This window comes from Kitasatospora sp. NPDC001119, assembly GCF_053598475.1.
In genome coordinates, this window is sequence record NZ_JBSFKI010000029.1 from 90294 (window position 1) to 108749 (window position 18456).

Consider the following 18456-nt stretch of genomic DNA (forward strand, 5'->3'; position numbering starts at 1 on the left):
ACTCCGGCCGGGCCGGGCGGAATTCGACATCCGCCCGGCCCGGATTTGTTTGGGTCATCCTCAAAATATCCGCAAATTCGCCGCCGCGGGCGTGCGCCGGAGCCTTCCCTGCCCCTAGGCTCAGGCCACATGACTGCTGCTATATCCGCTGACGGCATCCGCCAGCGGTACGGGGATGTGCAGGCCGTCGACGGGGTGTCGTTCACCGTCGAGGCCGGCGAGTTCTACGGGATCCTGGGCCCGAACGGCGCCGGGAAGACCACCACGATGGAGATCCTGGAGGGCGTCCGGAAACCGGACGAGGGCCGGGTCGAGCTGCTGGGCATGGCGCCCTGGCCGCGAAATCCGAAACTGCTGCCGCGAATCGGCGTGCAGTTCCAGGCCTCCGCTTTCTTCCGGAAACTGACGGCCCGGGAGACCATCCGCACCTTCGCGTCGTTCTACGGGGTCGGCCCCAAGCGGGCCGACGCGATGCTGGAGCGGGTCGGCCTCTCGGACAAGGCCGAGACCCTGACCGACCAGATGTCCGGCGGCCAGGCCCAGCGCCTGTCGATCGCCTGCGCGCTGGCCCACGACCCGGAGCTCGTCTTCCTGGACGAGCCCACCACCGGGCTGGACCCGCAGGCCCGGCGCAACCTCTGGGACCTCCTGCGGGACATCAACGCCGAGGGCCGCACGGTCGTGCTGACCACGCACTACCTGGACGAGGCCGAGGTGCTCTGCGACCGGGTCTCGATCATGGACCACGGCAAGATCCTGCACACCGGCGCCCCGGCGGCGCTGATCCGCGAGATCGACGACACCGTCCGGATCAGCGTGGCCTCCGGCCAGCTCCCGCTCGAGCGCGCCCGGGAGCTGCTGACCGCGGCCGGCGCGGAGATCGCCACCCTGGAGGACGACAGCGTCTCGCTCTCCGTCTCCACCCGCCTCCCGGCTCCGGTGCTCAGCGTCCTCGCCGAGCAGAACGCGCTGCGCGGCCTGGAAGTGCGCGGCGCCACCCTGGAGGACGTCTTCCTCCAGCTGACCGGACGGGAGTTCCGCGCATGACCGCCACCACCCCCACCGAGCCGCAGGCCCCCGCCCGGCGCGGCGGCCCGGCCGCCGGCGAGCGGGAGCGGGTCAGCGCGTTCTGGAGCCTGTCCCGCGCCATGCTGCTCGGGATGAAGCGCGACCGCACCGCGGCCTTCTTCATCCTGCTGTTCCCGCTGGTGTTCCTGGTCTTCTTCGGCTCCGTGACCAAGGGCTCCGGCAGCCCGCACGCCAAGGTGGCGCAGGTCGGCGCGGTGAAGCTGTTCGACTCGATCCAGGGCGAGGACCGGGCCGGGCTGGACAAGGTCCTCACCATCACGAAGACCGACGACGAGGCCGGCACGCTGGAGAAGGTCCGCAAGGGCGACTACGACGCGCTGATCAAGCAGGGCCCGAACGGCACGGTCGAGCTGCGCTACACCGCCGCCGACCAGGTCCGGGCCGGCGCGCTCCAGGGCATCCTCAACTCGGTGGTCCAGAGCGCCAACCAGGCCGCCACCGGGCAGAAGCCGGCCTTCGTGCTGGACTCCCAGCAGGTCGAGGACAAGTCGCTCAAGCCGATCCAGTTCCTCACCCCCGGCCTGCTCGGCTGGGCCGTCGCCACCGGCGCGGTGTTCGGTGCCGCGCTGACCCTGGTCAACTGGCGCAAGACCAAGGTGCTGCGCCGGTTGCGGCTGGCCCCGCTCAGCGCCGGAACCGTGATCAGCTCCCGGGTCCTGGTCTCGCTGCTGACCGCGTTCCTGCAGACCGCCGTCTTCCTGGTGGTCGCGACCGGCTTCTTCGGGCTGAAACTCACCGGCAACTGGTGGCTGGTCATCCCGCTGGTGGCCTGCGCGACGCTCGCCTTCATGTCGATCGGCCTGCTGGCCGGCTCGGTCGCCAAGACCGAGGAGGCGGCCAACGGCATCTCGCAGATCATCGTGCTGCCGATGTCCTTCCTGTCCGGCTCGTTCTTCCCGCTGGACGGCGCCCCGGAGTGGCTGAAGGCCGTCTCCAAGGTCATGCCGCTGCACTACCTGGTCGAATCCGCCCAGTCGGTGCTCACCCGCGGCGGCGGCGTCATGGACGCCGTGCCGACCATGGGCGGCCTGCTGCTCTTCGCGGCCGTGCTGACCGGCATCTCCTGGAAGCTGTTCCGCTGGGAGGACTGACCGTCCGGCGCTGATCTGCTACGCCGACGTCCGCGCCGACGTCCGCCGGTCCCCTCCCGACGGGGTCGTACGCCTTTGGTCCCGGTGTACGACCCCGTCGGCGTCTGCGACCATGGTCGGGTGAGAGAGATCCAGCGAGGCACGTTGAGCGAGGAGACCTTCTACGACCAGGTCGGCGGTGAGCCGACCTTCCGGCGGCTGGCCCACCGGTTCTACGAAGGCATCGCCGAGGACGAGTTGCTGCGGCCGATGTACCCCGAGGAGGACCTCGGGCCCGCCGAGGAGCGGATGGCCCTCTTCCTGATGCAGTACTGGGGCGGCCCGCGCACCTACAGCGAGCGGCGCGGCCACCCGCGGCTGCGGATGCGGCACGCACCGTTCAAGGTCGACAAGGCCGCGCACGACGCCTGGCTCACCCACATGCGGGCGGCCGTCGCGGACCTGGAGCTGCCGGCCGAGCACGAGCAGCAGCTGCTCGAGTACCTGGTCTACGCCGCCGCCTCGATGATCAACACCCCGGGCTGAGCCCGGAGCGCTCCTCGGCGGGGCGGGCCGGGGCCGGACCACTCGTCGGCGGAGCGGGACTGGCCCCGGACCGCTGTTACCGGAGCGGGCTGAGGCCCAGCCCCGCGCCCGGCGCGGCCGCGGTCCGCACCACCACCGAGCCCACCGGGGAGCTCAACCGCAGCCAGCCGCCCGCCCGGTGCACCGAGAGCGGCGCCTCGGGGCTCAGGAAGCCGATCCGGTACGAGGCGTGCACGGCGCGCAGCGGCAGCTCCGGCAGCACCGAGACCGGACGGGACCACACCTCGTCCGCCAGCCGGTCCAGCACCGCGCGGGTGCGGTGGTGCTCCGGGACGGCCTCGCTGCGCTCGCGGAACTCCCTGACCGCCGCCATCAGTTCGCGGCACACCTCGGCCGCCGGCGGAGTGCCGACCGGGCGCCAGCCGGTGCGCGGCGGCAGCAGCCCGGCCCAGGCCGGACCGGTCACCGGCGCGGGCAGCGCGACGGCGCCCGACCCGGCGTCCACGCCGTCCAGCAGCTGGCCCGCGGAGACGGTCAGGTCCACCGGCTCGTCCAGACCGTCCAGCCGGGCCGTGCGGATCGCCAGCACGCCCGAGTCGCCCAGCGGCAGCCGTCCGAAGACCGCCAGCACGCCGTCCCCCTCGCCCGGGCCCACCGCCTGGATCCGGACGGCCGCCGCCCGGTCGAAGCGCAGCAGGCGCAGCAGGAAGGCGGAGAGGTCGGCGGCCTCCCCGGTGTCGGTCAGGGCGAGACGGGCGGTGATGGTCACAGTGGTTCAGCTCGAATCGTCGGGTGCGGTCAGACGGCGGCGACTACCGGCTCTTCGTCCATGAAGCGGCCGAGGAACTCCCGCTCCACCGGCGAGATCCGGCGCGGCCGGCCCTCGGCCAGGTCGTAGGGGACGACCACGGTGGACGCCCGGACGTACACGATGTCGCCGCCGTCCTCGGCGACGTCCTTGATCTCGTACGAGACGGTCAGCGAGGCGCCGCCGATCTTCGTCACCCAGGTCTCGATGGTGACCGGCTCGGGCCGGTGCACCAGCGGACGCTTGTAGTCGATCTCGTGGCGGGCCACCACCGAGCCGCCCGCGAACTCCCCGGCACCGGCCGCGGCGGCCTGGGTGAACATGAAGTCGATCCGGGCCTCCTCCAGGTAGCGCAGGAAGACCACGTTGTTGACGTGCCCGAAGGCGTCCATGTCGGACCAGCGCAGCGGGCAGGCGTAGATGTGGCGAGCCACGGGAGTTCTCCTCGGTGTCCGGTCGCCCGCCGCCGTCCACCGCCGGGCGGCGGGCGGTCGGCGACGGGCCGCGGCCCGGCAGGCCGCCCCGGAGGGCAGTCTGCCGGGCCGTTGTGACGGCTGGGTGTCAGCCTCGGGTCAGCTTCTTGTACGTGGCCCGGTGCGGACGGGCGGCGTCGGCGCCGAGCCGCTCGATCTTGTTCTTCTCGTACGACTCGAAGTTGCCCTCGAACCAGAACCACTTGCTCTCGCCCTCGTAGGCGAGGATGTGGGTGGCCACCCGGTCCAGGAACCAGCGGTCGTGGGAGATGACCACGGCGCAGCCGGGGAACTCCAGCAGGGCGTTCTCCAGCGAGGAGAGCGTCTCGACGTCGAGGTCGTTGGTGGGCTCGTCGAGGAGCAGCAGGTTGCCGCCCTGCTTGAGGGTCAGCGCCAGGTTCAGGCGGTTGCGCTCACCACCGGAGAGCACGCCGGCCGGCTTCTGCTGGTCCGGGCCCTTGAAGCCGAAGGCCGACACGTAGGCGCGGGACGGCATCTCGACCTGGCCGACGTTGATCCAGTCCAGACCGTCGGAGACGACCTCCCAGAGGGTCTTCTTCGGGTCGATGTTGGCGCGGGTCTGGTCGACGTAGCTGATCTTGACCGTCTCGCCGACCTTGACCGTGCCGCTGTCCGGGGTCTCCAGGTCCTGGAGCATCTTGAACAGGGTGGTCTTGCCGGCGCCGTTCGGGCCGATGATGCCGACGATGCCGTTGCGCGGCAGGGTGAAACTCAGGTCGTCGATCAGGACCTTCTCACCGAAGGCCTTGTTGAGGTTCTCGACCTCGATGACGATGCTGCCCAGGCGCGGGCCCGGCGGGATCTGGATCTCCTCGAAGTCCAGCTTCCGCATCTTGTCCGCCTCGGCCGCCATCTCCTCGTAGCGGGCCAGACGGGCCTTGGACTTCGCCTGGCGGCCCTTGGCGTTGGAGCGGACCCACTCCAGCTCCTCCTTGAGGCGCTTGGCGCGCTTGGCGTCCTTCTGCCCCTCGACCTTCAGGCGGGACTGCTTGGACTCCAGGTAGGTGGAGTAGTTGCCCTCGTAGCCGATCGCGCGGCCGCGGTCGAGCTCCAGGATCCAGCCGGCCACGTTGTCCAGGAAGTACCGGTCGTGGGTGACGGCGACGACGGTGCCGGGGTACTTGGCCAGGTGCTGCTCCAGCCAGTTCACCGACTCGGCGTCCAGGTGGTTGGTGGGCTCGTCGAGCAGCAGCAGGTCGGGGGACTCCAGCAGCAGCTTGCAGAGCGCCACGCGGCGCTTCTCGCCACCGGAGAGCTTGGTGACCGGCCAGTCGCCGGGCGGGCAGCCCAGGGCGTCCATGGCCTGCTCCAGCTGGGCCTCCAGGTCCCACGCGTTGGCGTGGTCCAGCTCCTCCTGGAGCTTGCCCATCTCGTCCAGCAGGGCGTCCGAGTAGTCGGTCGCCATCAGCTCGGCGATCTCGTTGAAGCGGTCGAGCTTCCCCTTGATCTCCTTGACGCCGTCCTCGACGTTCTCCAGGACGGTCTTGGTCTCGTCCAGCGGCGGCTCCTGGAGCAGCATGCCGACGGTGAAACCGGGCGAGAGGAAGGCGTCGCCGTTGGAGGGGTGCTCCAGGCCGGCCATCATCTTCAGCACGGTGGACTTACCGGCGCCGTTGGGGCCCACGACGCCGATCTTCGCTCCGGGGAGGAAGCTGAGCGTCACGTCGTCAAGGATGACCTTGTCTCCGTGAGCCTTGCGCACCTTGCGCATCGTGTAGATGTATTCCGCCACGTGAGATCGCTCCGGCGTCGTCGGGAGTATTCGGCTTGCAGCCTTCCATTGTGCCGCACCCGGCCCTGAGGCCCGAATCGCCTGGATGACCCCACCGGGGTATCCGGAAGCGCTCCCGCCCGCCCCGGCCCCGCCGCCCGGACGGCGGCCGCCCGGTGCCCCGCTCCCGCCCTCCCGGCCGCCTCTCCCCGGCCGGCACCCCGCCCACCCCGGGCCCCGCCGCCCCGTGGCCGACGCCCCCGGAGGCCCGCCCGGGAAACGCGACGGCCCGGCTCCCCGCAGCGGGTGCGGGGAGCCGGGCCGGTTGCCGCTCTCAGGGCCTCGGGAGGTCGGTGACCCCCGGCCCGCTCGGGCGGTTCCGTCGCTTCGGGCGCTTCGGGCGCCTCAGGCGGTTCGGACGGTTCAGGCGGTGGTGCGACCGTGGCGGCCGCGGCGGCGCAGGACGAAGACGGCGGCGCCACCGGCCACGACCAGGCCACCGGCGACGGCGGCGAGGATCGGGGTGGAGTCATTGGCACCGGTCTGGGCCAGGCCACCGGTGCCCGGGGCGGCGCTGGTGGTCGCCGGGGTCGGCTGGCCGGCGCCGGTGCTCGGGGTGCCCGACGGGGCCGCGCTCGGGGTGCCGGACGGCGTGCCGGTCGCGGCGGGGGTGGTCGGGGCCGGGGTCGGCGTCACGCCGACCTTGCAGTCCAGGACGCCGGTGAACTGCTTGGTGTAGCCGTTCGGGCCGGTCACGGTGAAGTCGTAGTGCGCCTTCTCCTCGACCTTGACGAGCACGCTCTCGGTCTTGCCCGGCTGGACGGCGACCTGCTGCTTGCCGACCGTGACGGTGGCGGCCTCGTCACCGCTGTTGGTGACGGACACCCGCACGCCGCCGGTGGCGCACTCCTCCTTGGCGGTGCTGTCGATCAGCGCGCCCTTGCCCTGCTTCCAGGTGGCCTTGGCGCCGCCGGCGACGTTCACCTTGGTGGAACCGGCCAGGATCATGGTCTGGCTGTGGCGGCCGCGGGAGTCCACGCCGCTCATGAAGACCCGGCCGCTGAGCACGGTGGCCTCGGCGGTGGCGTTGATGGCGGCCTTGCCGTCCGGGGTGCCGGCCGGCACGTCCAGGAACAGCGGGGTGTCCTTGCCGATCGGACCGGCCAGGCTGCCGTTGACCGGCTTGCTGTCCTTGTCCAGCAGCTTGATCTTGTCCGCGGCGTCGCCGGTGACGGTCAGCTTGACCTCGTTCGCGCTGGAGTTCAGCAGGAACGGGCCGAGCTTGCCGCCCGACTTCCCGGAGACCGAGTCCGGGGAGAGGGTCAGCGAGGGCTTCGGCTCGGCCGCGACGCCCTTGTTGGCGTCGCCGACGAGGTAGTCGCGCAGCTTCTTGGCCTTGTCGTTGCGCGGGACGGCGTTCTTGTTGTCCGAGAACTTCCAGATCGCGGCCTGGGTGCCGGCGGCGGCGTCCGCGTCGGTCAGGCTGTCGACGCCGGCGGCCGTCGCGAGGGACGTCAGGCTGGCCTGCGGGTACGAGTTGTCCAGGATCCAGCGGATCTTGGGGGCGTTCGCGTTGCTGTTGAGCGAGCTCGACGCCCAGTCCGCCTCGTGGTACTTGGCGCCGCTGTCCAGGTAGACCGGGTTGTCGAAGTCGATGCAGTACGTCCGGAGCTTCTCCCCGGCAGCCGTCTTGAGGGTGAACAGACCGCCGTCGACGGTGCCCTTGCCCTCGACGTCGATCTTCTCGCCGAGCATCTCGTTCTGGACTTCCGCCGTCACGCCCGAGGTCGGGGCGCCGGCCGCGACCGCCGCACCGGCCGCGAACAGGCCTCCGCCAAGCGCCAAGCTGGTCGTGAGCATGACAGTGGTTATCCGGGACAGACTCCGCCCCTGCCTCTGGAACATCTGGGATCCCTCCGGGCCGGGCCGCACCGAGTGGGCGGCCCGCCGACTTGCCGTTCCGCGCGTGCCCCCTGTGGCACTGCTACGGGTATGAACCAGACGAATCCTATTGAGCCCCAGAGGCCCGGAAACCCCCATGCGAAATCAGGACGATTCCGTATCTGGATCGTTATCAATCCCCTCAAGTCCCACACAAGCTGACGGTCGGCCAGAAAGTCCCGGGCCGCTTTCTGTTATCCGGTCGGATTGCGCGTGCGGGCACAACGACGTTCTCGATCAACATATTTGTCGACAGGGAAGGTCACCGACCGATCAGGTCAGGGCATCCTCGGCGCCACCTCCCCGCTCCGCCCCGGACACCTCGCCCGACTCCCCCGCAGCCGGCCAGCCGCCCGGCGGCAGCGCCCGGACGACGGGCGCCGCGACCGCCGCCGGGGCCGGCGCCGGGGGCGCCCCGGAGCCCCTGCGCGCCTCCACCGCGCTGACGATCCACCCCGGCACGGCCTCGCCCCCGCCCTCCGCCCCTGCCGGACCGGCGCCGCCCGGCGGCTGCCCGCGCACCCCCGCCGCCCACCGGAACGCCGTGGTACCACGGGTGAGGTCGTGTCCGACCGATCGGGCGTCGATCTCGGCCCGGCTCCGCTTCACCTCCCCCTCCGTCCACTCGCGCACCCGCAGCCGGCCGCTCACCAGCACCGGATCGCCCTTGGACAGCGAGCCGATCAGATTGACCGCCAGCGCCCGCCAGGCCGTCACCGCCACCCACTGCGTCTCGCCGTCCACCCAGCACTCGCGCTGCCGGTCGTACCGCCGCTCGGTGCAGCCGAGCCGGAAGTTCGCCATCGGCACCCCGCCGCTGGTTTCGGCGTAGCTCACCTCCGTCGCCACATTGCCGATCACCGTCACATGCGTCTCGCTCACGGCGCACCCTCCGTTCTCGCCGATGCACCGTACGGAATCGACCGGTGCGCCTTGAGCGTGCACTTCAGGGGAAATCCGGGCCACCGACTTCCGAAATCCTGTGGATAACTCGGGCCTGTGGAACTGTTGTCACCCGCAGGGGTGAATTTCAGCCTTCCGCCGCCGCTTCGACCCCGCTTCTTCGCGGCCATGACAACAAACTCGCTGCTCGCCGCCCGGCCGGCGCACCCCGGAACCCGCCCGGGAACGCGCTCCGGAAGGCGCCCCGACGGCCGTCCGCGCACGTCATACGACCGGCGCAACCGCGATTAAGGCCCCCACCCGCACCGTCGGCGCCGCATTCTCCGTGCCGAATCCATAACGGGTGAGGAGGCAGCCCCGTAACGACTGCACAACGTCCGGCGCGGAACACTCCCAGACCGCTGCACTCACGGCCTTCACCTGCGATTATCGGACCGCTCCACCGAACCGACACACCAACGGCGGTGTCGTCACACCCGGCCTGGGAACCGGTCACCCTTATCCTGTCCCCGACAGGGCGAGGGCCCACCACCCCCACCCCCACCCTCAGGTACGGGGCCGGACAGCGCGCGCCCCGGCGCTCGCCAGCCCGATCCCGGCCACGGTCGCGCCCGCCAGGGCACCGCCCGTCCCGCCCCCATAGCTCAGCGGATAGAGCACCCGCCTTCTAAGCGGTAGGTCGCAGGTTCGAATCCTGCTGGGGGCACCACCCCGCAATTCCGCAGGCCACCACTCCGGCGGACACTTTCCGTGTCCGCTCCGGACCAGTCGGTAATCCCGTACACCAACCGTTCCGCGCACTCATCGCACAGAACTCGTGACCATGCGTGTCGGGGCCGCCGCGAAAACGGGGCGAAAAACGGGGCCAACCGGAACAACCGGAATTCCCGGTGAATCCCCCACCCCGAACACGCCGGAGCCCGCCCCGGGCCGAGCCGGCGCGCCCGGAAGCACCCCGGCCTACCCCGCCAGCCCGGCCAGCCCGGCCAGGTAGGCGTCCAGCAGCTCCGTCTGCCGCTCCGCCGGGAACTCCTCCGGGGCGAACAGCGCCTGGACCACCAGGCCCAGCACGAAGGCCTGCGCCCCCGCCGCGAGCGCGGCCGGGTCGGCCCGCACCGGGAGCTCCCCCAGCTGCTGGGCGTCCGCGACGTGCGCCGTGAGCGCGGTGCGCGAGCGCGCGTAGCGGCCCGCGTGGGCGGCCGCCAGCTCCGGGTCGGCCAAGGCGTGGTCCCAGGAGCCGACCCAGATCCGGTTGTCGGCGGCGGCCTCGCCGTCCAGCGGCAGCACGTCCAGCAGCGACGCCCGCACCCGGGCCAGGCCGGCCGGCGGCGCGCTGCCGTCGGCGGGGGCGGTGCGCCGGGGCCGGGCCAGCGAGCGCCGGTCCAGCTCCTCCAGGGCGTGGCTCAGCAGCGCCCGCTTGTTCGGGAAGTAGTGCGTCAACAGCCCGGTGGAGGCACCCAGTTCGGCGGCCACCGCGCGCAGGGTCAGCCCCTCGAAGCCCCGGGTGGAGAGCACCCGCCACACCCCCTCGGAGACTTCCGAGCGTCGGGCGTCATGGTCTCCACGGGCCGGTGTCATGGGGGCTATCTTACGTACCAAACGTTTGTTATGAATAGTCCAGCCAACCTCAGCACCACCCGTGAAAGGCCGCCCGTGTTTGCCGTACCGCTCACCGAGAACGCCGAACTGCGCCCGCTGGAGCCCTGGCAGGCGCCCGAGTTCCTGACCCACCTCGACCGCGCCCGCGCCCACACCGACCCGTGGATCCCCTGGGCCACCTTCTCCGTCGACCTGGAGTCCGCCCGCGCCACCCTCCAGCGCTACGCCGACGGCCTGGCCGCCGACCAGAAGCGGATCTACGGGATCTGGCTGGACGGCACCCTGGTCGGCGGCGTGATGTTCGTGAGCTTCGACGCCCGGTCCGGCGTCTGCGAGATCGGCGCCTGGACGGAGCCGGCCGGCGAGGGCCACGGGCTGATCACCGCCGCCGTCAAGCAGCTGCTCGACTACGCCTTCACCACCCGCGGCATGCACCGCGCCGAGTGGTGGTGCTCCTCCGTCAACGCCCGCAGCCGGGCGGTCGCCGAGCGGGTCGGCATGACCCGCGACGGCGTGCTGCGCGAGTGGTACCCGTACAACGGGGTCCGCTACGACAAGGAGATCTGGGCCGTGCTGGCCAGTGAGTGGACCGGCCGGGCCTGAACCGGCAACGGCGCCGGGCCCGGTGGACTCCCCCGCCCACCGGGCCCCGCACCGAACCGAACCGCACCGCACCGTCCCGGCGGCCCACCAGCCCACCAGCCCGCCGGCCGTCGACCCGTCAGGCGGCCGGCGCCACCCCCGCCGCCCCGGCCGAGCCCGCCGAGCCGGCCGGCCCCGCCAGCTCGGCCGGCCGCAGCCGCAGCACGCACACCAGCGCCAGCGCCAGCACCCCGCCCGCCGACAGGAAGACCACGTCCACCGCGTCCGTGAAGCTGCGCACCGCGTGCTCGCGCGCCGCCCCGGTCAGCGCCCGGACCGCGCCGAGCGGCCGCCCCGGCTCGCCCGCCTCGAAGACCCGGGTCAGCACGGTGCCGAAGAGCGCCGCGCCGAGCGCGCTGCCGAGGCTCTGGAAGAACCGGATCCCGGTGGTCGCCACCCCCAGCTGGTGCCGGGGCGCGGTCTCCTGCACCACCGTGACCAGCTGGCCGATCAGCTGCCCCAGCCCGCAGCCCAGCAGGGCGAGTTCGGCCAGCACCGCCCACAGCCCGGTGTCCGGCCCGCTGAGGCCGAGCAGGGCGAGGGCGAGCGTGGCGCAGCCCGCGCCGGCCGCCAGGAAGGTCCGGGGCGGGTGGCCGCGCCCGGTCAGCCGCCCGACCAGCAGGCCGGCCGCCGTCATCCCGGCCGCCATCGGGACCAGGTAGAGGCTGGCCGAGGTCGGGGCGACGCCCCGGGCGATCTGCAGGTAGAGCATCACGTACATGATCGAGCCGACCATGCCCATCCCGACCAGCCCCTGGATCGCGAAGCCCAGCCGCACCGCGCGGATCCGGAACAGCGACAGCGGCAGCACCGGCTCGGCGGCGGTGGCCTGACGCCACAGGAAGAGGCCGAGCGCGGCCAGGGTCGCGGCGGCGAGCCCGAGGATCACCGGGGAGGTCCAGGCGTGGTCCTTGCCGCCCCACTCGGTGACGAGCAGCAGCCCGGTCGCGAAGGCCGCCGCGAGGGCCGCGCCGACGAAGTCCAGGCTCCGGCGGCCGGTCGCCCGGGGCAGCCTGACCACCAGGGCGACGCCGACCAGCACCAGCAGGCCGAGCGGCAGGTTGACGTAGAAGACCCAGCGCCAGCCGAGGTGGTCGGTGAACAGCGCGCCGACCAGCGGGCCGACCGCCATGCCGAGGCCGGCGACGATCCCGCCCACGGCCCCGCCCTTGGCGCCGCCGCGCTCCTCCGGGTCCTTGAACTGGGCGATGACCACCATGGTGACGCTCATCAGCCCGCCGCCGCCGACGCCCTGCACCGCCCGGAAGGCGATCAGCTGGTCCATCGACTGCGCCGCCCCGCAGAGCGCCGAGCCGAGCAGGAAGGTGCCGACGGCCCCGAGCAGCACGCGCTTGGCGCCGTACACGTCGCAGAGCCTGCCGTACAGCGGCAGCAGCGCGGTGGCGGCCAGGGCGAACGCGCTGACCAGCCAGGGCAGCCGGTCCACGCCGTGGACGGGGTCGAGGTCGCGGACGATCGGCACGGTGGCGGCCGACACGATGTTCATGTCGAGCACCGCCAGCACGATCGTGACCAGGCAGAGCAGCATGCCCAGCTTGCGCTGGGCCGGGGTCATCAGCGCGGTGTCCGGCGGCGCGGGTGCGGCAGCGGATACGGCGGCGGCGGTGGCCATGGTCGGGTCCCCCCAGGGTCCGTCGGGTTCACGCCGGGGCCGGGGCGGCCGGCGGCACGCCCTCACCATCGCAGCGTTTTTGGACTCGGTCAATTCTTCATCTCAACCAATCTTTCTGCCAGGTCAACATTTGATCCTGGTACAGTCCCCCCATGGCGATGCGACCCGCACAGGACTTCGGCCCCGACGTCGACCTCGACGCCCTCCCGCTGCGCGAGCGCAAGAAGTTCCAGACCGGCATGCGGATCTTCCGCACGGCCGTCGCGCTGTTCACCGAGCGCGGCTTCGACCAGGTCTCGGTCGCGGAGATCGCCGCCGCCGCCGAGGTGTCCAAGATGACCGTCTTCAACTACTTCCCCACCAAGGAAGACCTGGTCATGGGCCCGATGGAGCAGCACCTCGACGAGCCGGCCCAGGCGGTGCGCGACCGCGCCCCGGGCACCTCGGCGGTGACGGCGCTGCGCGAGCAGTTCCTCGCCGCACTGGAGCGCTTCGACCCGGCCGCCGGGCTGAACGACGACCGGATCGTGCTCGACGTGGTCCGGCTGATCCACCGCACCCCCGCGCTGACCGCCCGCGCCACCCACGGCTTCGACCGGCTGGCGCACGCCGCGCTCGCCGCCGAACTGCTCGCCCAGGACCCGGCCCACGACGAACTGACCGCCCGGGTCGCCACCGCCCAGCTGCTCGCCGTCCGGGTCGCGCTGATCGCCGCCAACCACCGGCGGATGCTGGCCGGCGAGCGCGCCGCCGACGCCCTGCCCGCCGTCCTGGAGGAGGCCCGCCGCGCCTTCGCCCTGCTCGAGCACGGCCTCGGCGACTACTGCACCCGCGCCGCCTGAGAGAGTTGGCGCACCACGACCGACCGGAGGTGCGCATGGACCAGCCGCTGCTCACGCGGGACCGCTCCGCCCTGCCCGCGCAGGCCGAGGGCCTCAACGCGTACGTCGGCGAGGACGGCGTCGCCGTCCTGGAGTTCGCCCGCCCGCACCGCCGCAACGCGGTGACCCTGGCGGTCTGGCAGGCGCTGCCCAAGGTGCTGGAGCAGCTGGCCGGCCACCCGAGCGTGCGCGTCCTGCTGCTCACCGGCGCCGGCAACACCTTCAGCGCGGGCGCGGACATCGCCGAACTCTCCGAGGTGTACGGCGATCCGGACCGCGCGGAGGCCTACCACGCGACCAACGTCGCCGCCGAGGAGGCGCTGGCGGCCTTCCCGCACCCGACCCTCGCCGTGGTGCACGGCGCCTGCGTCGGCGGCGGCTGCCAACTGGCCGTCGCCTGCGACCTGCGGTTCGTCGCCGAGGACGCCCGGCTCGGGATCACCCCGGCCAAGCTCGGCGTGGTCTACCCGGCGGTGCCGACCGTACGGCTGGCCCGGCTGATCGGCCCGGCCCGGGCCAAGTACCTGCTGTTCTCCGGCGAGTTGGTGGCCGGCCGGGACGCGCTGCCGCTCGGCCTGGCCGAACGCGTCCTGCTGGACGCCGAACTGGACGCCGCCGCCCTGGACTTCGCCCGGCTGCTGACCCGTCGCTCCGCCCAGACCGTCGGCGCGGCCAAGGCCGTCCTGGACGCCCCACCCGAGCGGGCCGACGAGGTCCTGGCCCCCTGGCTGCTCCGCGCCCGGGAGGGCTCGGACGTCCGCGAGGGCCTGGCCGCCTTCCTGGAGGGCCGGCCCGCCCGGTTCTGAACGGGAACGGGTCCGAGCGGGAACGCTTCCACGCGGGAACGGTGCGGGCCCGGCGGAAGGGGTCGCAGCAGCACCCGTACGATCATCCGGCCGGAACCCGTCCACCCCTTCCCGCCCCCGGAGCACCCACCCCGATGACGACCGAGGCCCAGGCCGTGCCCGCCCCGCCCGCCCCCACCCGCCGGACGGCCCTGGCCCGCCGGATCACCGACGGCCTGGAGCCGAAGAACGTGATCCTCGTGCTGCTCCCGCTGCTGGGCGGCCTCCGCTACGGCTGGGCGGGCATCGGCTGGGCGCTGTTCGCCGCCCTGTTCGCCGCCGTCGTCCCGACCCTGATCATCGGCCACGGCATGCGCAAGGGCACCGTGGCGGACCGTCACGTCGGCCGGCGGCAGCGCCGGCTGACCCTCTTCCCGCTCATCATGGGCTCGGTGCTGCTCAGCTTCGCGGTGATGATCGGACTGGACGCCCCGGCCGACCTGACCGCGCTGGTGCTGGCGATGTTCGCCTCGCTGGTCCCGATCCTGGTGATCACCGTCTGGTGGAAGGTCTCCGTGCACACCGCCGTGGCCACCGGCGCGGTGGTCTGCCTCGCCATCGCGCTCGGCCCGCTCTGGCTGCTGCTCGGCGCGCTGGTCCCGCTGATCGGGTGGTCCCGGGTGGTGCTGCGGGACCACACCGCCGCGCAGACGGCCGTCGGCGCGGTGGTGGGCGCGCTCGCCGCCGGCCTCACCTTCTGGGCCGCCCGCTGACGGGCCACCCGCTCTCGGGCCGCCCACCGGCCAGGGCGACCACGGCGACCGGTCAGCGGATCGGCACCCCCGAGATCGCCCGGGCGATCACCAGCCGCTGGATCTCGCTGGTCCCCTCGAAGATCGAGTAGATCGCGCTGTCCCGGTGCATCCGCTCCACCGGGTACTCCCGGGTGAAGCCGTTGCCGCCGAGGATCTGCATCGCCTGCGCGGTCACGTACTTGGCGGTCTCGCCCGCGTACAGCTTGGACATCGAGCCCTCGGCCGCCGTGAACGGCTGGTTGTTGACCGCCATCCAGGAGGCCCGCCACACCAGCAGCCGGGCCGCGTCGATCCGGGTCCTCATGTCGGCGAGCTGGAAGGCCACGCCCTGGTTGTCGATGATCGGCCGGCCGAACTGCTCCCGGGTCCTCGCGTAGTCCAGCGCCACCTCGTACGCGGCCCGGGCGATGCCGATCGCCTGCGCGCCGACGGCCGGACGGGAGGCCTCGAAGGTGGCCATCGCCGCGTTGCCCCTGCCGCCGGGGCGCTTGACGCCCTCGCGGGCCCGGGCGAGGCGCTCGTCCAGCTTCTCCTTGCCGCCGAGCAGGCAGCTGCCGGGCACCCGGACGCCGTCCAGCACCACCTCGGCGGTATGCGAGGCGCGGATGCCGTGCTTCTTGAACTTCTGGCCCTGGCTCAGCCCCGGGGTGCCCGGCGGGACGACGAAGGAGGCCTGGCCCTTGGCGCCGAGCTCCGGGTCGACGGTGGCGACCACCACGTGGACGGCGGCGATCCCGCCGTTGGTGGCCCAGGTCTTGGTGCCGGTGAGCACCCATTCGTCCTTGGCCTCGTCGTACACCGCCCGGGTGCGCAGCGCCGAGACGTCGGAGCCGGCGTCCGGCTCGGAGGAGCAGAAGGCGGCCACCTTGACGTCCTCCGGGGTGCCGAACATCTGCGGGGTCCAGGTGCCGATCTGCTCGTCGGTGCCGTTGGCCAGCACCGCGACGGCGGCCAGGGTGGTGCCGACGATGGACAGCCCGATGCCCGCGTCGCCCCAGAACAGCTCCTCCATGGCGATCGGGATGCCGACGCCGGAGGGGTCGAAGTACTGCTGGGCGTAGAAGTCCAGCGAGTAGATGCCGAGCTTGGCGGCCTCCTGGATGACCGGCCAGGGGGTCTCCTCGCGCTCGTCCCACTCGGCCGCGGCGGGGCGCATCACGTCGGCGGCGAAGCCGTGCAGCCAGTCGCGTACGGCGAGCTGGTCCGCGCCCGGGTCCAGCGAGAACGTGCTGCTCATGGTGCGTGCCTCCGAAGACGTGTGCGGCCGACCGGGGTGTTACCTCGGGTAACATCGTCGGAGTCTGCTACTGATTGGTAACCGGTGTCAACGCCCAGACAGACCCCAACTCCGAGGAGCAGCGCATGTCCCGAGAGCCCCGCCGCGAGCAGCTGCTCAACGCCGCCGACCGGGTCGTCCAGCGCGAGGGGCCGGGCGCCAGCATGAACGCCATCGCCGCCGAGGCCGGCATCACCAAGCCGATCCTCTACCGCCACTTCGGCGACCGGAACGGCCTGATCAGAGCCCTGACCGAGCGCCACACCGGCGGACTGCTGGCCGCCGTCCGGGCCGCCCTCGCCGAGCCGCTGGAGCGCCGCGACCGGGTCGAGCACGTCCTGGACACCTACCTCGCCGGCATCGAGGCCCGCCCCCAGGTCTACCGGCTGCTCACCCACCCCGAGCCCGGCGACCCGAGCGGCGCCGGCAACGCCCTCGCCCCCGCGCTCCGGCAGATCGCCGAGGAGATCACCCGGGCCGTGCAGAGCCAGGTCGACCTCGGCGCCGACCGCGACCTGCTCGCCGAGGCCTGGGGCCGGGGCATCACCGGGATGGTGCTGGCCGCCGGGGACTGGTGGCTGGAGACCAGACCCTGCTCGCGCGCCCGGATGGTGCAGGCGCTGGCCGACCTGCTCTGGGGCCGGCTGGCCGCCGCCGCGGACCGGCCGACCGCCGTCCTGCCGACCGCGCCCGAACCGGCCGCGGACTGAGTCCCCCGTAGACCGAACTCTTGTGCGGCGCACGGAAGTCCGGGCATCATCGGGCCCCACCCCACCCCCCGCCGTGCGAGGTCCCCGATGCGCCTGCGCCGCACCGCCGTCGCCCTGCTGCTCGCCGCCACCGCCGTCCTGACCGCCGTCCCGGCCTCGGCCCACGACGGCCCCCCGGACCGCTTCCCCACCGGAACGGCCACCGCCGCCGACGGCCGCACCGCCCTCACCGACGCCCAGGGCCGCCGGCTCCTCCTGCGCGGCTTCAACCTCGACAAGTACGCCGAGGCCACCCCGGCCGACCTCGACTCCGTCGCCGCCCAGGGCTTCACCCTGGTCCGGCTGCCGGTCTCCTGGACCAGGCTGGAACCCCGGCGCGGCCGCCTCGACCCCACCGAACTGCACCGCGTCCAGCGGCTCCTCGACCGGGCCGACCGGCTGGGCCTGCTGGTCCTGGTCGACCTCCACCAGGACGTCTACGGGCCCGCGTTCGGCGGCGGCACCAACGGCGTCCCCGTCTGGGCCACCCGGGACGACGGCCTGCCGTTCACCCCGGACCCGGACGACTGGTTCGCCGGCTACTTCCAGCCCGCCGTCCAGGCCGCCTTCCGCCACCTCTACGACGACCCCGACCTGCGCGCCTGGCAGGCCGACTTCTACACCCGGCTCGCCCGCGAACTGCGCGGCCACCGCTCGCTGCTGGGCTACGACCTGTTCAACGAGCCGTTCGGCCCGGTGGACGGCGACCCGAGCGACCCGGCCGTGCTGGCCGCCGCCGCCTCCGCCCTGGAGCAGGGCCGGCTGGCCGACATGTACCGCCGCCTGATCGCCGCCGTGCGCCGGGCCGACTCCCGCGCCTGGCTGTTCGTCGAGCCGACCGTGCTGGTCGGCCAGGGCGTGCCCACCAGCCTGCCCGGCTTCGCCGACCCCCGCCCCGGCGCGGCCCGGCTCGGCTACGCGCCGCACTTCTACGACACCGCGGTCGAGGGCGGCGCCGACTGGAACCCCGCCGACGGCTTCGTGGAGCGGTACACCGCCGCGATCACCGGCTACCCGGCCGCCCACCGCCTGCCCGTCCTGGTCGGCGAGTGGGGCCCACCGGACTCCCGCACCCCGGGCAACACCGAGCTGGTCCGCCGTCAGACCGCCGCGATGGACGGCTTCGCCGAGGGCTGGACGATGTGGTACTGGTGCCGGGGCAACGGCGGCTACTGCGCGCTCGACCCGGCCGGGCGCCCCGCCCCCGGCGACGAACCCGCCTTCGGCCCGTACCCGGTGGCCGTCGCGGGCACGGACGTCCGCACCGACGCCCGCGCCGACGGCGCCACCGTCCGCTGGCACGCCGACGGCACCGGGCGCGGCAGCGAACTCCTGCTCCCCCCGGCCGCGTTCCCGCACGGGGCCCGGGTCGCCGTCTCCCCCGCCGGCGCCCGGGTCGAGGTCGACCAGCCGACCGGCGGGCGCGCGGGAACCGTCCGCGTCCGGCTCCCGCACACCCGCCGGGGCACAACCGTGACGGTCACGCTCACCGCGGCCCGACCGTGACGGTGACG

17 protein-coding genes and 1 tRNA gene are annotated in these 18456 nt (G+C 73.0%); 10 read left to right on the top strand and 8 right to left on the bottom strand.

What is annotated here, in order from left to right; all coding sequences use genetic code 11:
• Positions 1-129: 129 nt before the first annotated feature.
• The 3 genes from ACWDD9_RS30965 to ACWDD9_RS30975 all read left to right on the top strand — a co-directional run bounded on the left by ACWDD9_RS30965 (position 130) and on the right by ACWDD9_RS30975 (position 2705).
• Positions 130-1047 (top strand): ABC transporter ATP-binding protein, encoded by a 918-nt coding sequence (locus ACWDD9_RS30965; protein WP_049657872.1) that lies wholly within the window; start codon positions 130-132, stop codon positions 1045-1047.
• The gene (locus ACWDD9_RS30970; RefSeq protein WP_449813383.1) at positions 1044-2180 is read left to right on the top strand and encodes an ABC transporter permease; all 1137 of its coding nucleotides are present in this window, start codon (positions 1044-1046) and stop codon (positions 2178-2180) included. The genes ACWDD9_RS30965 and ACWDD9_RS30970 overlap by 4 nt, the downstream gene beginning before the upstream one ends.
• Before the next feature lie 120 nt (positions 2181-2300).
• Positions 2301-2705: a globin gene (locus tag ACWDD9_RS30975; RefSeq protein ID WP_449813384.1), complete on the top strand. Its 405-nt coding sequence runs from the start codon at positions 2301-2303 to the stop codon at positions 2703-2705.
• A 76-nt stretch (positions 2706-2781) separates the two neighbouring features.
• Here the strand turns inward: ACWDD9_RS30975 and ACWDD9_RS30980 are convergent, their stop codons facing one another.
• The 5 genes from ACWDD9_RS30980 to ACWDD9_RS31000 all read right to left on the bottom strand — a co-directional run bounded on the left by ACWDD9_RS30980 (position 2782) and on the right by ACWDD9_RS31000 (position 8541).
• Complete coding sequence (locus ACWDD9_RS30980; protein WP_449813399.1) at positions 2782-3468, bottom strand: hypothetical protein; 687 nt, start codon at positions 3466-3468, stop codon at positions 2782-2784.
• A 35-nt stretch (positions 3469-3503) separates the two neighbouring features.
• Positions 3504-3947 (bottom strand): acyl-CoA thioesterase, encoded by a 444-nt coding sequence (locus ACWDD9_RS30985; RefSeq protein ID WP_049657866.1) that lies wholly within the window; start codon positions 3945-3947, stop codon positions 3504-3506.
• A 127-nt stretch (positions 3948-4074) separates the two neighbouring features.
• On the bottom strand, positions 4075-5739 hold the full coding sequence (gene ettA / locus ACWDD9_RS30990; protein WP_049657863.1) for an energy-dependent translational throttle protein EttA: 1665 nt from the start codon (positions 5737-5739) through the stop codon (positions 4075-4077).
• Between the two features lie 402 nt (positions 5740-6141).
• On the bottom strand, positions 6142-7578 hold the full coding sequence (locus ACWDD9_RS30995) for a Cys-Gln thioester bond-forming surface protein (RefSeq protein ID WP_181970694.1): 1437 nt from the start codon (positions 7576-7578) through the stop codon (positions 6142-6144).
• 354 nt (positions 7579-7932) lie between these two features.
• Positions 7933-8541, bottom strand: a complete 609-nt coding sequence (locus ACWDD9_RS31000; protein WP_449813385.1) for a single-stranded DNA-binding protein — start codon at positions 8539-8541, stop codon at positions 7933-7935.
• Between the two features lie 654 nt (positions 8542-9195).
• Here ACWDD9_RS31000 and ACWDD9_RS31005 point away from each other — a divergent pair.
• Positions 9196-9271 (top strand) — tRNA-Arg (locus ACWDD9_RS31005).
• A 251-nt stretch (positions 9272-9522) separates the two neighbouring features.
• Here ACWDD9_RS31005 and ACWDD9_RS31010 read toward each other — a convergent pair.
• The gene (locus ACWDD9_RS31010; protein WP_449813386.1) at positions 9523-10140 is read right to left on the bottom strand and encodes a TetR/AcrR family transcriptional regulator; all 618 of its coding nucleotides are present in this window, start codon (positions 10138-10140) and stop codon (positions 9523-9525) included.
• Positions 10141-10215: 75 nt separating this feature from the next.
• Between ACWDD9_RS31010 and ACWDD9_RS31015 the strand changes: the two genes are divergently transcribed.
• Positions 10216-10764 carry a GNAT family N-acetyltransferase gene (locus tag ACWDD9_RS31015; RefSeq protein WP_380782304.1) on the top strand — a complete coding sequence of 183 codons (549 nt, stop codon included), beginning with the start codon at positions 10216-10218 and terminating at the stop codon, positions 10762-10764.
• 118 nt (positions 10765-10882) lie between these two features.
• On the opposite strand, the gene ACWDD9_RS31020 is transcribed toward ACWDD9_RS31015, so the two are convergent.
• The gene (locus ACWDD9_RS31020; RefSeq protein ID WP_449813387.1) at positions 10883-12436 is read right to left on the bottom strand and encodes an MFS transporter; all 1554 of its coding nucleotides are present in this window, start codon (positions 12434-12436) and stop codon (positions 10883-10885) included.
• Positions 12437-12588: 152 nt separating this feature from the next.
• On the opposite strand from ACWDD9_RS31020, the gene ACWDD9_RS31025 reads away from it, so the two are divergent.
• The 3 genes from ACWDD9_RS31025 to ACWDD9_RS31035 all read left to right on the top strand — a co-directional run bounded on the left by ACWDD9_RS31025 (position 12589) and on the right by ACWDD9_RS31035 (position 14875).
• A complete protein-coding gene (locus ACWDD9_RS31025) occupies positions 12589-13278 on the top strand; it encodes a TetR family transcriptional regulator (RefSeq protein ID WP_241853153.1) in 690 nt (229 codons plus the stop codon).
• Positions 13279-13313: 35 nt separating this feature from the next.
• Positions 13314-14123 carry an enoyl-CoA hydratase/isomerase family protein gene (locus ACWDD9_RS31030; RefSeq protein WP_449813388.1) on the top strand — a complete coding sequence of 270 codons (810 nt, stop codon included), beginning with the start codon at positions 13314-13316 and terminating at the stop codon, positions 14121-14123.
• 134 nt (positions 14124-14257) lie between these two features.
• Positions 14258-14875 (top strand): hypothetical protein, encoded by a 618-nt coding sequence (locus tag ACWDD9_RS31035; RefSeq protein WP_449813389.1) that lies wholly within the window; start codon positions 14258-14260, stop codon positions 14873-14875.
• A gap of 52 nt (positions 14876-14927) precedes the next feature.
• Here the strand turns inward: ACWDD9_RS31035 and ACWDD9_RS31040 are convergent, their stop codons facing one another.
• Positions 14928-16154, bottom strand: coding sequence for an acyl-CoA dehydrogenase family protein (locus tag ACWDD9_RS31040; protein ID WP_049655719.1), 1227 nt, complete (start codon positions 16152-16154; stop codon positions 14928-14930).
• Between the two features lie 125 nt (positions 16155-16279).
• Here ACWDD9_RS31040 and ACWDD9_RS31045 point away from each other — a divergent pair, with 125 nt between their 5' ends.
• A complete protein-coding gene (locus tag ACWDD9_RS31045; protein ID WP_049655722.1) occupies positions 16280-16903 on the top strand; it encodes a TetR family transcriptional regulator in 624 nt (207 codons plus the stop codon).
• Positions 16904-16990: 87 nt separating this feature from the next.
• On the top strand, positions 16991-18448 hold the full coding sequence (locus tag ACWDD9_RS31050) for a cellulase family glycosylhydrolase (RefSeq protein WP_449813390.1): 1458 nt from the start codon (positions 16991-16993) through the stop codon (positions 18446-18448).
• Positions 18449-18456 lie beyond the last annotated feature (8 nt).